The sequence below is a fragment of the Phytopseudomonas dryadis genome (assembly GCF_004327355.1).
GTDB classification, from domain to species: Bacteria; Pseudomonadota; Gammaproteobacteria; order Pseudomonadales; family Pseudomonadaceae; genus Aquipseudomonas; species Aquipseudomonas dryadis.
Map to the genome: position 1 here is coordinate 78853 of NZ_QJUM01000020.1, position 15737 is coordinate 94589.

The 15737-nt window shown below is 66.2% G+C and carries 12 protein-coding genes; all 12 read left to right on the top strand.

Annotated features, from left to right (window positions below; all coding sequences use genetic code 11):
• The first annotated feature begins 76 nt into the window (after positions 1-76).
• The 12 genes from DNK34_RS17075 (at position 77) to pgi (ending at position 15252) form a co-directional block, all read left to right on the top strand.
• Positions 77-1138 (top strand): PA0069 family radical SAM protein, encoded by a 1062-nt coding sequence (locus DNK34_RS17075; protein WP_131176204.1) that lies wholly within the window; start codon positions 77-79, stop codon positions 1136-1138.
• A 519-nt stretch (positions 1139-1657) separates the two neighbouring features.
• Positions 1658-2383, top strand: coding sequence for a carbonic anhydrase (locus tag DNK34_RS17080; RefSeq protein ID WP_131176203.1), 726 nt, complete (start codon positions 1658-1660; stop codon positions 2381-2383).
• A 502-nt stretch (positions 2384-2885) separates the two neighbouring features.
• A complete protein-coding gene (locus tag DNK34_RS17085; RefSeq protein ID WP_131176202.1) occupies positions 2886-3791 on the top strand; it encodes a helix-turn-helix domain-containing protein in 906 nt (301 codons plus the stop codon).
• A 227-nt stretch (positions 3792-4018) separates the two neighbouring features.
• Positions 4019-5329 carry an ABC transporter substrate-binding protein gene (locus tag DNK34_RS17090; protein ID WP_131176201.1) on the top strand — a complete coding sequence of 437 codons (1311 nt, stop codon included), beginning with the start codon at positions 4019-4021 and terminating at the stop codon, positions 5327-5329.
• A gap of 214 nt (positions 5330-5543) precedes the next feature.
• Positions 5544-6470 carry a carbohydrate ABC transporter permease gene (locus DNK34_RS17095; RefSeq protein WP_131176200.1) on the top strand — a complete coding sequence of 309 codons (927 nt, stop codon included), beginning with the start codon at positions 5544-5546 and terminating at the stop codon, positions 6468-6470.
• 10 nt (positions 6471-6480) lie between these two features.
• Positions 6481-7314, top strand: coding sequence for a carbohydrate ABC transporter permease (locus DNK34_RS17100; RefSeq protein WP_131176199.1), 834 nt, complete (start codon positions 6481-6483; stop codon positions 7312-7314).
• Between the two features lie 24 nt (positions 7315-7338).
• Positions 7339-8448 carry an ABC transporter ATP-binding protein gene (locus DNK34_RS17105; RefSeq protein WP_131176198.1) on the top strand — a complete coding sequence of 370 codons (1110 nt, stop codon included), beginning with the start codon at positions 7339-7341 and terminating at the stop codon, positions 8446-8448.
• Positions 8449-8483: 35 nt separating this feature from the next.
• Positions 8484-9959, top strand: coding sequence for a mannitol dehydrogenase family protein (locus tag DNK34_RS17110; protein WP_131176197.1), 1476 nt, complete (start codon positions 8484-8486; stop codon positions 9957-9959).
• 31 nt (positions 9960-9990) lie between these two features.
• Positions 9991-10956: a transaldolase gene (gene tal, locus DNK34_RS17115; protein WP_131176196.1), complete on the top strand. Its 966-nt coding sequence runs from the start codon at positions 9991-9993 to the stop codon at positions 10954-10956.
• Positions 10957-10969: 13 nt separating this feature from the next.
• Positions 10970-12454: a xylulokinase gene (gene xylB, locus DNK34_RS17120; protein ID WP_131176195.1), complete on the top strand. Its 1485-nt coding sequence runs from the start codon at positions 10970-10972 to the stop codon at positions 12452-12454.
• 69 nt (positions 12455-12523) lie between these two features.
• Entirely contained in the window at positions 12524-13489 is a 966-nt protein-coding gene (locus DNK34_RS17125; protein ID WP_131176194.1) for a carbohydrate kinase family protein, read from the top strand.
• Between the two features lie 98 nt (positions 13490-13587).
• A complete protein-coding gene (gene pgi, locus DNK34_RS17130; RefSeq protein WP_131176193.1) occupies positions 13588-15252 on the top strand; it encodes a glucose-6-phosphate isomerase in 1665 nt (554 codons plus the stop codon).
• The last annotated feature ends 485 nt before the right edge of the window (positions 15253-15737 follow it).

The following is a 15737-nucleotide window of genomic DNA, read 5'->3' on the forward strand; positions in this document are numbered from 1 at the left end:
CCGCCGACGAGGGCCCCTTGTGGGGTTGCGGTGAAAGCGAATACTGTATTTATATACAGTTATCGAGTGCGACACCATGAACCCCACATCGCCACCACGCGGTCGCGGCACCGCCAGCAATCCGCACAACCGCTTCGCCCCGACCTGCAGCCAGGCCGAGGACGATGGCTGGTACCAGGAACAGACGCCGCTGACCTTCGCCACCGAGGTGCGCCACGAACTGGCGAAAAGCGTGATCACCCGCAACAACTCGCCGGACGTGGGCTTCGACCGCTCGGTGAATCCCTATCGCGGCTGCGAGCACGGTTGCATCTACTGCTTCGCCCGGCCCAGCCACGCCTATTGGGACCTGTCGCCGGGCATCGATTTCGAGACCCGGCTGATCGCCAAGAGCAACCTGGCCGAGCGCCTGGAAGAACAACTGAGCAAACCGGGCTATGTGCCGCAACCGATCGCCCTGGGCATCAATACCGATGCCTACCAGCCCATCGAACGCGAGCAGCGGCTGACCCGTCAGGCCCTGGAAATCCTCCTGCGCTACCGTCACCCGGTGAGCGTCATCACCAAGAGCACGCTGATCCTGCGCGATCTCGACCTGCTCGAGGAAATGGCCAGCCAGCGCCTGGTCAGCGTGGCCTTCAGCGTCACCACCCTGGACGATGAACTCAAGCGCATCATGGAGCCGCGCGCCGCCTCGCCCTCCGCCCGGCTGCGGGCCATGCGCAGCCTGCACGAACACGGCGTGCCGGTGGGCATGATGGCCGCGCCGATGATTCCGATGATCAACGACAGCGAGCTGGAGCGCCTGCTCGAGGTCGGCCGCGAGGCGGGCGCCCGCTCGGCCGGTTATGTGCTGCTGCGCCTGCCGCTGGAGATCGCCGGGCTGTTCGAAGAGTGGCTGCAGAACCACTTTCCCGAGCGCGCCGAGCATGTGATGAGCCTGATCCGCCAGTCCCGCGGCGGCAAGGACTACGACAGCCGGTTCGGCACGCGGATGAAGGGCGAGGGGCATTTCGCCGAACTGCTGGCCCAGCGCTTTCGCCTGGCCAGGCGCCGCTACGGCTACGACCGCACCCCGCGCGAAGGGCTGGACTGCTCGCTGTTCTGCCCGCCCGGTCGGCAGATGGGCCTGTTCTGAACGCCATCCCGTAGCCTGGCGTTGAGCGACGCGAAACCCAGGGCACCATTCCCGGGTATCGCTGCGCTCAACCCGGGCTACAGGAGGTGCGGCGGCCACTTCGATGGCAGGTTCCGAGCAGGCCGTAGCGGCGACAGGACCGTAGCCTGGCGTTGAGCGCAGCGAAACCCAGGGCGCCATCTCCCGGGTATCGCTGCGCCCAACCCGGGCTACAGGAGGTGCGGCGGCCACTTCGAGGGCAGGTTCCGAGCAGGCCGTAGCGGCGACAGAACCGTAGCCTGGCGTTGAGCGACGCGAAACCCAGGGCGCCATCTCCCGGGTATCGCTGCGCTCAACCCGGGCTACATGAAGGGGCGTCGCCGCATTGGAATCGTCTCGGCGAGCGGAGATTCGTCACGCCGACGTGCCTTGAACGATTTTGCCACAGTCCAAGCCTTCGACCACTTGCCGGCAAGCCCTGCCGGCTGGGAAGCTGTGCGCTGTCGCACGCTTCGCCCCATCCGTACACGAGGTAACGCTATGCCTGGTAATCATCGTCCTGCCGATGGCAAACCCGCAAAAACCGCCGCGTCGGCCGCCGAGGCGCTGGATCACCTGGTCGAGGGCTTCCTGCGCTTTCGTCAGGATGTCTTCCCGCAGCAGCAGGCGCTGTTCAAGAAGCTGGCCCATGCGCAGACGCCGCGGGCGATGTTCATCACCTGCGCCGATTCGCGCATCGTCCCCGAACTGATCACCCAGAGCGAGCCGGGCGACCTGTTCGTCACCCGCAACGTCGGCAACGTGGTGCCGCCCTACGGGCAGATGAACGGCGGCGTGTCCACCGCCATCGAGTACGCCGTGGCAGCCCTGGGCGTACAGCACATCATCGTCTGCGGTCACTCCGACTGTGGCGCGATGAAGGCCGTGCTCGACCCCGAGACCCTGGAGCGCATGCCCACGGTCAAGGCCTGGTTGCGCCATGCCGAGGTGGCGAAAACCGTGGTCGCCGACAACTGCGGCTGCGCCGACCACACCACCCTGGGCGTGCTCACCGAGGAAAACGTGGTGGCCCAGCTCGACCACCTGCGCACCCACCCCTCGGTGGCCTCGCGTCTGGCCGCCGGGCAGTTGTTCATCCATGGCTGGGTGTATGACATCGAAAGCTGCCAGATCAAGGCCTACGATGCCGAGACCGGCGGATTCCGCCAGATCGGCGACGGCCCGCTGCCGATGGCCACGCCTCGTGCACGTTATCCACAGGGCTGAGTCGGTCTGCTCGCTGTGGGTTGTGTAGTGGGGCCGCGATAAGGCGCTAGCCGACATTCGATATGGGTGGGCTGAAGCGGATCGCCGCCCGGCCCTCCCTACAGCGGTCACACGCACTCACGCTCTGCGTGGGAGACAGAAGGTGTGGGAGCGCGCCATGTGCGCGAATCGCGGGCGCGGCCCGCTCCCACAGTGGATCGCACAACGTCGGTCCACCGCTCTGCAATCGCAATGGTGGATGAAAAGAGCGTCATCCACCCTACGTCCTGGTCGTTGATGGCGGCGCCTGCCAAAGGCGTTAAAAAGCAATAGCGGCCATTTGTAGGGTTGGACGACGCTTCTCCCGTCCACCGGCTCCATGATCGCAGTGGTGGATGAAAAAAGCGCCGGCCACGCCTGCCTCTGTGACAGGGTTCGCGGGCGCGAGATCGGCGAACTTGGAGGGCTATGCTAGGGTCTCTAGTCGATATTCCGACAAGAACAAGACGACGCCGCCCGAATCATGTCCCGAACCCAGAGAACGCCCGATCCTTCCTACGAGTTGATGGACGATCACGAAGGCCATTCGTTGATCTATCGCCAGCATGGCTTTCCCAGCCCCCTGGTGCGCTGGCATTTCCACAAGGAATACGAGCTGCACCTGATCGTCGCCAGTTCGGGCAAGGTGTTCGTCGGCGACTACATCGGCAACTTCTCTCCCGACAGCCTGTTTCTCACCGGCCCCAACCTGCCGCACAACTGGATCAGCCAGATGGAGGCGGGCGAGCAGGTCGCCGAGCGCGACATGCTGGTCAACTTCACCGACGAGGTGCTGGAGAGCGGCACCGCGGTGTTCACCGAACTCAAGGATCTGCAGCCGCTGCTGGCGCGCGCGCAGTACGGCATCGAGTTCCGCTGCAAACGCACCATCGGCGAAGCGCGGCAACTGCTGCAGCGCATCGCCGACTCCCAGGGCATGACCCGCCTGGGCCATTTCTTCATCCTCATGGAGCTGCTCGCCGGCTGCGACGACTACCAGTTGCTGTCGGACATGACCGCTCCGCAACTGGCCGACGAACACCACGTGGAGCGGATCAACCGGGCGGTGGACTACATCTTCCAGCACTACGCCCAGGAGCTGTCCCAGGAGGAGGTGGCCGAGTACCTGGGCATGACGCCCAGCTATTTCTCGCGCTTCTTCAAGCAGGCCACCGGGCGGGGCTTCGTCGAGTTCGTCAATCGCATGCGGGTGAGCAAGTCCTGCGAGCTGCTGACCAAGAGCGACAAGCCGGTGACCCAGGTGTGCTTCGAGTCCGGCTTCAACAACATCTCCAACTTCAACCGGCGTTTCCAGCAGCTCAAGGGCATGACCCCGAGCGGCTACCGCAAGCTGGTCACGCAGCGCGTGACCGAGCAAAACCTGTACTGATTGAGCCTCGCCGATCTGCCTCCCGGCACCTTGGATGGCCGTGCTTGACGCATTGCGTGCTCGTTCGGCAGGGTTTTGCCCGTGTCGTCCAGTGCAAAAAAGTATCGATTTCTGTGCAGGCAAGGCGTTGTTGCCCCGGGCGCGCGGGGGTGTAATCCAGGCCGTGCAATACAAAAACAATAATGTCTCCCGAGGTCGCACCGGCCAGGGAGAGGAGTTCAAGACCCATGAACAACTCGACCAAAGCACTCGTTGCCGCTTCATGCCTGTCGCTCACCGTTTTCGCCCAGGCCGCCGAAACCCTGACCATCGCCACGGTCAACAACAGCGACATGATTCGCATGCAGCGCCTGGCGAAGACCTTCGAAGAGCAGAACCCCGAGATCAAGCTCAAGTGGGTGGTGCTCGAAGAGAACGTCCTGCGTCAGCGCCTCACCACCGACATCGCCACCCAGGGCGGCCAGTTCGACGTGCTCACCATCGGCATGTACGAAGCGGCGCTGTGGGGCGAGAAGGGCTGGCTGGAGCCGATGACCGATCTGCCCGCCGACTACGACCTCGATGACGTCTTCCCCTCGGTGCGCGAAGGCCTCTCGGCCAAGGGCCAGCTCTACGCCCTGCCGTTCTACGCCGAAGCCTCCATCACCTATTACCGCACCGACCTGTTCGAGCAGGCCGGGCTGACGATGCCCGAGCAGCCGACCTGGGAACAGGTGGCCGAATTCGCCGGTAAGCTGCACCAGCCGGACAAGGGTCAGTACGGCATCTGCCTGCGCGGCAAGGCGGGTTGGGGCGAGAACATGGCGCTGATCAGCACCGTGGCCAATGCCTTTGGCGCGCGCTGGTTCGATGAGCAGTGGCAGCCGGAATTCACCGGCAGCGAGTGGAAGAACGCGCTGAACTTCTACGTCGACACCATGAAGAAATACGGCCCGCCGGGCGCGTCGAGCAACGGCTTCAACGAGAACCTGGCGCTGTTCAACAGCGGCAAGTGCGCGATGTGGGTCGATGCCAGCGTGGCCGGCTCGTTCGTCACCGACAAATCGCAGAGCAAGGTGGCCGACTCGGTGGGCTTCACCTTCGCCCCGACCCAGGTCACCGACAAGGGCGCCTCCTGGCTGTACTCCTGGGCGCTGGCGATCCCCACCAGCTCCAAGTCCAAGGACGCGGCCAAGACCTTCAGTGCCTGGGCCACCTCCAAGGCCTATGGTGCGCTGGTCGCCGAGAAGGATGGCGTGGCCAACGTGCCGCCGGGCACCCGCGCCTCGACCTACAGCGATGCCTACATGCAGGCCGCGCCGTTCGCCAAGGTCACCCTCGACTCGCTGAAGAAGGCCGATCCGGCCGACCCCAGCGCCAAGCCCGTGCCCTACGTGGGCATCCAACTGGTGACCATTCCCGAGTTCCAGGCCATCGGCACCCAGGTCGGCAAGCTGTTCGCCGCCGCCCTGACCGGGCAGATGCAGCCTGATCAGGCGCTGCAGGCGGCACAGCAGAGCACCGAGCGGGAAATGAAGCGCGCCGGTTATCCCAAGTAGCCAATCCGTAGGGTGGGTTAGGCGCCTTATCGCATGACATGCGTGTCATGCAATAGGCATGGCGCCGTAACCCACCATGGGCGCAACGCAGACGATCGCCTGGTGGGTTACGCGACGCCCCGCAATCGTGGCGACAGTTAGAAACGCTATACGGCGCCGCTAACCCACCCTACGTAAAGCGTCATCCGCTGTAGAACCGTCTTTCGGAGACACGATGAACACCATCGAAAATCCTGCAGAGCAGGCCCGCGAGCCGGCGCCGCGAAAATCGCGACGCCTGGCGCCCGGCTGGTTCCTGGTCAGCCCCTCGGTGATCCTGCTGCTGATCTGGATGATCGTGCCGCTGGGCATGACCATCTATTTCTCGCTGATCCGCTACAACCTGCTGTATCCCGGCGACAACGATTTCGTCGGCCTGGAGAACTTCGAGTACTTCGTCACCGACGCCGCGTTCCTGTCCGGTGCCACCAATACCCTATTGCTGGTCGGCAGCGTGTTGCTGATCAGCGTGGTGTTCGGCGTGCTGATCTCGGCCCTGCTGGAGGCCAGCGAGTTCTTTGGTCGGGGCATCGTGCGGGTGCTGTTGATCTCGCCGTTCTTCATCATGCCCACGGTCAGCGCGCTGCTGTGGAAGAACCTGATCTTCCACCCGGTCTCGGGGATTCTCGCCGCGGTCTGGCAGTTCTTCGGCGCCCAGCCGGTGGACTGGCTGGCGCACCACCCGTTGTTCTCGATCATCATGATCGTGTCCTGGCAGTGGCTGCCGTTCGCCATCCTCATTCTGATGACCGCCATGCAGTCCCTCGACCAGGAACAGAAGGAAGCGGCGCGCCTCGATGGCGCCGGGCCGATAGCGATCTTCTGGCACCTGACCCTGCCGCACCTGGCGCGGCCCATCGCCGTGGTGGTGATGATCGAAACCATCTTCCTGCTTTCGGTATTCGCCGAGATCTACACCACCACCGGCGGCGGCCCGGGTTACGAGTCGACCAACCTGGCCTACCTGATCTACACCCAGGCGCTGCTGCAGTTCGACGTGGGCATGGCCTCGGCGGGCGGGCTGATCGCGGTGGTCATCGCCAACATTGCCGCTATCGTGCTGATCCGCATGATCGGCAAGAACCTGACCGATAAACAGTGAGGGCGCCGAGATGTTGACCCTGAAGCAATCCCGCCGCCTGCAGAGCGTGCTCATCGGCACGCTGGCCTGGGCCATCGCCGCGCTGATCTTCTTTCCGATCTTCTGGATGGTCATGACCAGCCTGAAGACCGAACTCGACGCCTTCGCCACGCCGCCGCAGTTCATCTTCACGCCGACCCTGGAGAACTACCTGCACATCAACGAGCGCAGCGACTACTTCAGCTTCGCCTGGAACTCGGTGCTGATCTCTTTCTCGGCGACCCTGCTGAGCATGCTGATCGCCGTGCCGGCGGCGTACTCCATGGCCTTCTTCGAAACCCGCCATACCAAGCGCACGCTGCTGTGGATGCTGTCGACCAAGATGCTGCCGCCGGTGGGCGTGCTGGTGCCGATCTACCTGCTGGCCAAGCAGTTCGGCCTGCTCGATTCGCGCATCGTGCTGATCGTCATCTACACCCTGATCAACCTGCCGATCGTGGTGTGGATGGTGTACACCTACTTCAAGGACATCCCCGTGGAAATCCTCGAGGCGGCGCGCCTGGACGGCGCCAGCACCTGGCAGGAAATCGTCCGCGTGCTGCTGCCCATCGCCCGTGGCGGCCTGGCCTCGACCATGCTGCTGTCGCTGATCCTGTGCTGGAACGAGGCGTTCTGGTCGCTCAACCTGACCAGTTCCGCCGCCGCGCCGCTGACCGCCCTGGTGGCCTCCTATTCCAGCCCCGAAGGCCTGTTCTGGGCCAAGCTTTCCGCCGTCTCGACGCTGGCCTGCGCGCCCATCCTGATCTTCGGCTGGATCAGCCAGAAGCAGCTGGTGCGTGGCCTGTCGTTCGGCGCCGTCAAATAATCGAATAACAAGAGGGTTGATTCCATGGCTGACCTGAAAATCCGCAACCTGAAGAAAGGCTTCGACGGCACGGCGATCATCAAGGGCATCGACCTGGATATCGAGAACCGCGAGTTCGTGGTCTTCGTCGGGCCGTCCGGCTGCGGCAAGTCCACCCTGCTGCGGCTGATCGCCGGGCTTGAGGAGGTGTCCAGCGGCACCATCACCCTCGATGGCGCCGACATCACCGATACCGCGCCGGCCAAGCGCGACCTGGCCATGGTGTTCCAGACCTACGCCCTGTACCCGCACATGACCGTGCGCAAGAACCTCTCCTTCGCCCTCGACCTGGCCGGTGTCGGCAAGCAGGAAGTGCAGGCCAAGGTGGCCGATGCCGCGCGCATCCTTGAGCTGCAGCCGCTGCTCGAGCGCAAGCCCAAACAGCTCTCCGGCGGCCAGCGCCAGCGCGTGGCCATCGGCCGCGCCATCGTGCGTAATCCGAAGATCTTCCTGTTCGACGAGCCGCTGTCCAACCTCGACGCTGCCCTGCGCGTGCAGACCCGCCTGGAACTGGCGCGGCTGCACAAGGAGCTGAAGGCGACCATGATCTACGTGACCCACGACCAGGTCGAAGCCATGACCCTGGCCGACAAGGTGGTGGTGCTCAACGGCGGCCGCGTGGAGCAGGTCGGCTCGCCCCTGGAGCTGTACAACCACCCCGACAACCTGTTCGTCGCCGGCTTTCTCGGCACGCCGAAGATGGGCTTCCTGCGCGGCCGGGTCGAGCGGGTCGACAGCGGCCTGTGCCAGGTGCGCCTGGACAGCGGCGCGACCCTGGATCTGCCGCTGGCGGGCACCGGGCTGGCCAGCGGCAGCCAGGTGACCCTGGGCATCCGCCCCGAGCACCTCAACGTGGTGCCCGTGGGGCAGGGCCGGCTCAAGGTCACCGCCGACGTCAGCGAACGGCTGGGCAGCGACACCTTCTGCCACGTGCGCGCCGGCTCCGAGGAGCTGCTCACGGTGCGCGTGCGCGGCGACTTCGCGCCGACCTACGGCGAGGCCCTGGAACTGGCTTTCGATCCCGCCCATTGCCACCTCTTCGACGCCGATGGCCAGGCCATCGACAAACGCATCCAGCCCGAGCAGGCGGCCTGACCGGCCGCCGCTCGAGGCGATTCAGGAACGACCCCATGAAACTATCTCGCCAGCACCTCGACTCGCTCGCGGCAGACGTCGCGGTTCCCGCCTATGACCCGGCCAGCACCCGCCAGGGCATCGCCCACATCGGCGTGGGCGGCTTCCACCGCGCCCACCAGGCGATCTACACCGAGGCCCTGCTCAACCAGGGCGAGGCCCGGGACTGGAGCATCTGCGGCGTCGGCCTGCGCCGCGAGGACCGCGCCATGCAGGAGGCCCTGGCCGAGCAGGATCACCTCTACACGATGCTCGTGCTGGGCGACGAACCGGGCCTGGAAGTGCGCGTGGTCGGCGCCATCAGCGGCATGCTGCTGGCCGAGGATTCGCCGGCGGCGCTGATCGACAAACTCGCGGACCCGGCGATCCGCATCGTGTCGCTGACCATCACCGAAGGCGGCTACTGCATCGACGACAGCAGCGGCGAATTCATGGCCGATCTGCCGGACATCCAGCACGACCTGGCCCATCCCGACAGCCCGCGCAGCGTTTTCGGCTTTCTCTGCGCGGCGCTGGCCCGACGGCGCGCCGCCGGCATCCCGGCGTTCACCCTGATGTCCTGCGATAACCTGCCGCACAACGGCGCGGTGACGCGCAAGGCGCTGCTCGCCTTCGCCCACCTGGCCGACCACGAGCTGGCGACCTGGATCGATGGCCACGTGAGCTTCCCCAATGCCATGGTCGACCGCATCACGCCGATGACCAGCGACGCCCACCGGCTGCAGCTGTCGGCGCGGCACGCCATCGAGGATGCCTGGCCGGTGGTCTGCGAGCCCTTCGTGCAATGGGTACTGGAGGACAAGTTCGTCAACGGCCGGCCGGCCTGGGAAAAGGTCGGCGTGCAGTTCACCGACGACGTCACCCCCTACGAAGAGATGAAGATCAAGCTGCTCAACGGCAGCCACCTGGCGCTGACCTACCTGGGCTTTCTCAAGGGCTACCGTTTCGTTCACGAAGCCATGAATGACCCGCTGTTCCAGCGCTATGTACGCAGCTTCATGGAGCTCGACGTGACGCCACAGCTGGCGCCGGTGCCCGGTATCGATCTGGACCGGTACAAGGACACCCTGATCGAACGCTTCTCCAACCAGGCCATCGCCGATCAGCTCGAGCGGGTCTGCTCGGACGGTTCGTCGAAGTTTCCCAAGTTCATCGTGCCGACCCTCAACCGCCTGATCGCCGATGGCCGTCCGCTGGAGCGCGTGGCGCTGGTGGTGGCGGCCTGGGCGCTGTACCTCAAGGGGGTCGACGAGAACGGCACGGCCTATCGCATTCCCGATCCGCGCGCCGAGTTCTGTCAGGCCCTGGTCAGCGATGACGATCGGCTGCGCGAGCGGCTGCTGGGCGTCGAGGCCATCTTCGGCACGGCGATTCCACAGTCGGCCGCCTTCGTCACCGCCTTCGAGCTGTGCTACGACAGCCTGCGCAAGCTCGGCGTCAGCCGCACCCTGCAGACCCTGCTGGGTGAATGACCCGGCGCCACCCATCGTCAAGGAGCAGCCCATGAGCAGCCTGCTGGAACAGCTCAAACGACACAGCCTGGTGGTCGCCGACAGCGGCGACCTGGAAGCGATCAAACGCTTCCAGCCAGAGGACGCCACCACCAATCCATCGCTGGTGCTCAAGGCCCTGCAGGCCGGCCAGTACGCCAGCCAGGTCGAGGCGGCGCTGCGTTGGGCACTGCTCAACAGCCGTTCGCCCCATGATGTGCTGAGCCTGGCCGGCGATCGCCTGGTGGTCGCCATGGGCCTGCAGATTCTCGAGCAGGTGCCGGGCAAGGTGTCCACCGAAGTGCCGGCGTCGCTGTCCTTCGACACCCAGGCGACCCTGGCGCGGGCCCGTGCGCTGTATCGCCATTACCTGGAGCAGGGCGCCGACGGCGAACGGGTGCTGGTCAAGATCGCCGCCACCTGGGAAGGCATTCAGGCGGCCCGGCAACTGGAGCGGGAGGGCATCCACTGCAACCTCACGCTGATCTTCAACCTGGCCCAGGCGCGCGCTTGTGCTGAGGCTGGCGTGTACCTGGTGTCGCCCTTCGTCGGGCGCATCCTCGACTGGCACCAGCGGCAGATGCCGGAGCGCAGCTTCAGCGCCGAGAACGATCCCGGGGTGTGCTCGGTGCGCGAGATCCACGCCTACTTCAAACGCCATGCCTACCCCACCGTGGTGATGGCGGCCAGCTTCCGCAACGTCGACGAGATCCTCGCCCTGGCCGGCTGCGACCGCCTGACCATCGGCCCATCCCTGCTCGGCGAGCTGGCCGGGCGCAGTGGCGAGCTGGTGCCGGCCCTGAACGACGCCGGGCGTCGCGAGGCTCGTCCCGAGGCGTTCGACGAAGCGAGCTTGCGCTGGCAGATGAACGAAGACGCCATGGCCACGGAGAAGCTCGCCGAGGGCATCCGCCAGTTCCATGCCGACCACCTCAAGCTCGAAGCGCTGCTGTCCGAGCGCTTGCGCGCGCTGCACTGAGCGGGAGGCCGGCATGTTCCTCGGCATCGACTGCGGCACCCAGGGCACCAAGGCGCTGATCCTCGATGCGCAGAGCGGTCGCGTGCTCGGCGAGGGCAGTGCGGCGCACCGCCTGATCAGCGGCGCCAACGGCCGTCGCGAGCAGGAACCGGACGACTGGCTGCAGGCCTTCGAGCAGGCCACGCGGGCGGCGCTGCAGCAGGCCGGCGTGGCGGGCGGCGCGATTCGCGGCATCGGCGTGTCCGGCCAGCAGCACGGCCTGGTGCTGCTCGATGCCCAGAGCCAGGTGCTGCGCCCGGCCAAACTGTGGTGCGATACCGAGTCCGCCGGGGAGAACCAGCACCTGCTGGATTTCCTCGGTGGGGAAAGCGGCTCCCTGGAACGCCTGGGCGTGGCCATCGCTCCGGGCTACACGGTGTCCAAGCTGCTGTGGACGCGCGATCACCATCCCGAGGTGTTCTCGCGCATCGCCCACATCCTGCTGCCCCACGACTACCTCAACTACTGGCTCACCGGCCGCTGTTGCGCCGAGTATGGCGATGCCTCGGGCAGCGGCTACTTCAACGTGCGCACGCGCACCTGGGACACCGCGCTGCTGGAGCTGATCGACCCCGATGGCGCGCTGGTGCGGGCGCTGCCCGAGCTGATCGAAGCGCATCGATGCGTCGGGCCGATCCGTCCGCAGATCGCCGCGCGCCTGGGCATCGACCCGGGTGCGCTGGTCGCCAGCGGCGGCGGCGACAACATGATGGGCGCCATCGGCACCGGCAACATCCGTCCGGGATCGATCACCATGAGCCTGGGCACCTCGGGCACGGTCTACGCCTATGCCGATCAGCCGCGGATCAGCCCGCATCCGCAGGTCGCCACCTTCTGCTCGTCGTCCGGCGGCTGGCTGCCGCTGATCTGCACCATGAACCTGACCAACGCCACGGGCGCCATCCAGCAACTGCTGGAACTGGATCTGGCGAGCTTCTCGGCGCTGCTCGAGCAGGCGCCCATCGGCGCCGGCGGCGTGCTCATGCTGCCCTTTCTCAACGGCGAACGGGTGCCGGCCCTGCCCCAGGCCAGCGCCAGCCTGCACGGCCTGACCAGCGACAACCTGAACCGCGCCAACCTCTGCCGCGCGGTGGTCGAGGGCACCACCTTCGGCCTGCGTTACGGCCTCGACCTGTTGCGCGACAGCGGTATCCACAGCCAGGACATCCGCTTGATCGGCGGCGGCGCGAAGAGCCCGGCGTGGCGGCAGATCGTCGCCGACATCATGGGCACGCCGGTGACCTGTCCGCGCCACACCGAGGCCGCGGCCCTCGGCGCGGCGATCCAGGCCGCCTGGTGCGTGGCCCACGAGCGGGGCCAGGCGCTCAGCCTCGCGTCGCTGTGCGACACTTGCGTGAGCCTCGACGAGCAGCGCGTCACGCAGCCCGACGGGCAGCGCAGCAGCGCCTACGAAGTCGTCTACCAGCGCTACCGGGAGCAGGTGCGCCAGTTGCAATGAACCGATCCGGCGGCCCGTGCCGCCCACCCTGCCCTGCGCGAGCGCGCCTTCTGTGATGCGGAGAACCCCATGTACCTGGTATGCGGCGAAGCCCTGTTCGATTTTTTCTGCCAGCCCGGCGCGCGCCACAGCGAGCTGAATTTCCAGGCCCTGGCCGGCGGCTCGCCGTTCAACGTGGCGCTGGGGCTGTGCCGGCTGGGCGTGGAGGCGGCCTTGTTCGGCGCCATTTCCAGCGACTACCTCGGCCAGCGCCTGCGTCAGGTGCTGCTGGAGGAGGGCGTGAGTGATCGCTATCTGATCGCCAGTGAGGCGCCGACCACCCTGGCCATGGTCGCCGTGGATGCCCAGGGCTCGCCGCAATACATGTTCCGCGGCGAAGGCTGCGCCGACCGGCAACTGCTGCCGGAACACCTGCCGCTGCTGGATGCGCGGGTCAGCGGCCTGCATGTCGGTTCCTACTCGCTGGTGGTGACCCCGATCGCCGACACCCTGCTGGCGCTGGTGCGGCGCGAAAGCGGGCAGCGGCTGATCAGCCTGGACCCCAACGTACGTCTCAATCCGGCGCCTGATATCGCGCTATGGCGCCAGCGGATTGAATCTTTTGCCGCCCACGCGCATCTGATCAAGGTCAGCGAGGAAGACCTGGGACTGCTCTATCCCGGTGTCGAGCCACTGACGATCGTCGAGCGCTGGTTGGCGCAGCGCTGCCAGTTGGTGTTCCTGACCCGTGGCAGCGAGGGGGCGAGCGTGTTCAGCCGGCAGCACGGGCAGTGGTCGATTGCGGCCCGCACCGTGGTGACCCGCGACACCGTCGGCGCAGGGGATAGCTTTCAGGCGGCGATCATCGCCTACCTGGTGGAACAGGGGCTGGACAGCCCCGAGGCCCTGGCCACGCTGTCGCGTGAGCACATCGACGCCATGCTCGGCTTCGCCGTGCAGGCGGCGGCGCTGACCTGTTCGCGGGTCGGCCCGCAACTGCCGTATCGACATGAGCTGGCAGGTTATCAGGCCGTTGGAACGAGCGAGGCGCAGTAGGCGATTTTTGACGCAGTGTTGCCAGCGCAGGCGTTTTCCAACGGTGTGCCTTTGAATTCGTGAGGCCAGCGGGAGCTGGCCGCAACCAAGGAGTCGTCATGCCGCACCTTTCATCGTCGCTGGATGTCACCCAACTGCCCAGCTGGCAGGCCCTGGCCGCCCACCGCGAGCGTCTGGGCGGATTCAGCCTGCGCCAGGCCTTCGCCGCCGATCCGCAGCGCTTCGAGCGTTTCACCCTGAGCGGTTGCGGGCTGTTTCTCGATTACTCGAAGAACCTCATCGATGTCGAAACCCGCGAGCTGCTGGTCAACCTGGCCCGCGAAGTGGGCCTGGACCGGGCTATCCGTTCGCTGTTCGACGGCGACCTGGTCAACGCCTCCGAGGGGCGTCCGGCGCTGCACACGGCGCTACGCCGGCCGCTGGGCGACAAGGTGCTGGTCGACGGCGCCGACGTCATGCCCGACGTACAGCGCGTGCTGCACCAGATGACCGAACTGGTCGGGCGCATCCATGACGGCCTCTGGCGCGGCTACACGGAAAAGCCCATCACCGACGTGGTCAACATCGGCATCGGTGGCTCCTTCCTCGGCCCGCAACTGGTTTCCGAAGCCCTGCTGCCGTTCGCCCAGCGCGGCGTGCGCTGCCATTACCTGGCCAATATCGACGGCAGCGAATTCCACGAGCTGGCGGCCAAGCTGCGCGCCGAGACCACCCTGTTCATCGTCTCGTCGAAATCCTTCAACACCCTGGAAACCCTGAAGAACGCCCAGGCGGCGCGCGGCTGGTACCTGGCCCAGGGCGGTTCGGAAGCCGAGCTGTACCGCCACTTCATCGCGGTGTCGAGCAACCGCGAGGCGGCGGTGGCATTCGGCATCCACGAAGAGAACATCTTCCCCATGTGGGACTGGGTCGGCGGGCGCTATTCGCTGTGGTCGGCCATCGGCCTGCCCATCGCCCTGGCCATCGGCATGTCCAACTTCAAGGAGCTGCTTTCCGGCGCCTACCGCATGGACGAGCATTTCCAGAGCGCGCCCTTCGAGGCCAACATGCCGGTGCTGCTGGCCCTGCTCGGCGTGTGGTACGGCAACTTCTGGGATGCCCAGAGCCACGCGATCCTGCCGTACGACCATTACCTGCGCAACATCACCAAGCACCTGCAGCAACTGGACATGGAGTCCAACGGCAAGCGCGTGCGCCAGGACGGCCAGCCGGTCACGACGGCCACCGGCCCGGTGATCTGGGGCGGCGTCGGCTGCAACGGCCAGCACGCCTATCACCAGTTGCTGCATCAGGGCACGCTGCTGATTCCAGCCGATTTCATTGTGCCGGTGAGCAGCTACAACCCGGTTGCCGATCACCACCAGTGGCTGTTCGCCAACTGCCTGTCGCAGAGCCAGGCACTGATGCTCGGCAAGTCGCGCGAGGAAGCCGAAGAGGAACTGCGCGCCAAGGGCCTGGGCGAAGAGGAAGTGCAACGCCTGGCGCCGCACAAGGTGATTCCCGGCAACCGGCCGAGCAACACCCTGGTCATGGAGCGCGTCAGCCCACGACGCCTGGGCGCGCTGATCGCCATGTACGAGCACAAGGTGTTCGTGCAGAGCGTCATCTGGGGCAACAACGCCTTCGACCAGTGGGGCGTGGAGCTGGGCAAGGAGCTGGGCAAGGGCGTCTATTCGCGCATGGTCGGCGACGAGGACAGCGCCGCCGAAGACGGCTCGACCCAGGGCCTGATCGAGTTCTTCCGGGGCCGTCACCGCGGTTGAACGCGGTCGCATGGCGACCACGCGATTCGCTGGGATGGCCACGATCGATTCGCGCCGGGGGCGACGCGCCTACATGGGCGATGGCCACCGCGCTCCCAGGTGGGAGCCGCGCCCCCGCGGCGAATGGCGGCCATGATGCGATCTGCCGGAATGGCCACGATCGATTCGCGCCGAGGGCGACGCTCCTACACGGGCGACGTCCACCGCGTTCCCCTGTGGGAGCCGCGCCCCCGCGGCGAATGGTGGCCATGACGCGATCTGCCAGGCTGGCCACGATCGATTCGCGCCGAGGACGACGCGCCTACGCGGGTGACGTCCACCGCGTTCCACTGTGGGAGCCGCGCCCCCCGCGGCGAATGGCGGCCATGATGCGATCTGCCGGAATGGCCACGATCGATTCGCGCCGAGGGCGACGCTCCTACACGGGCGACGTCCACCGCATTCCGCTGTGGGAGCCGCGCCCCCGCGGCGAATGGTGGCCATGA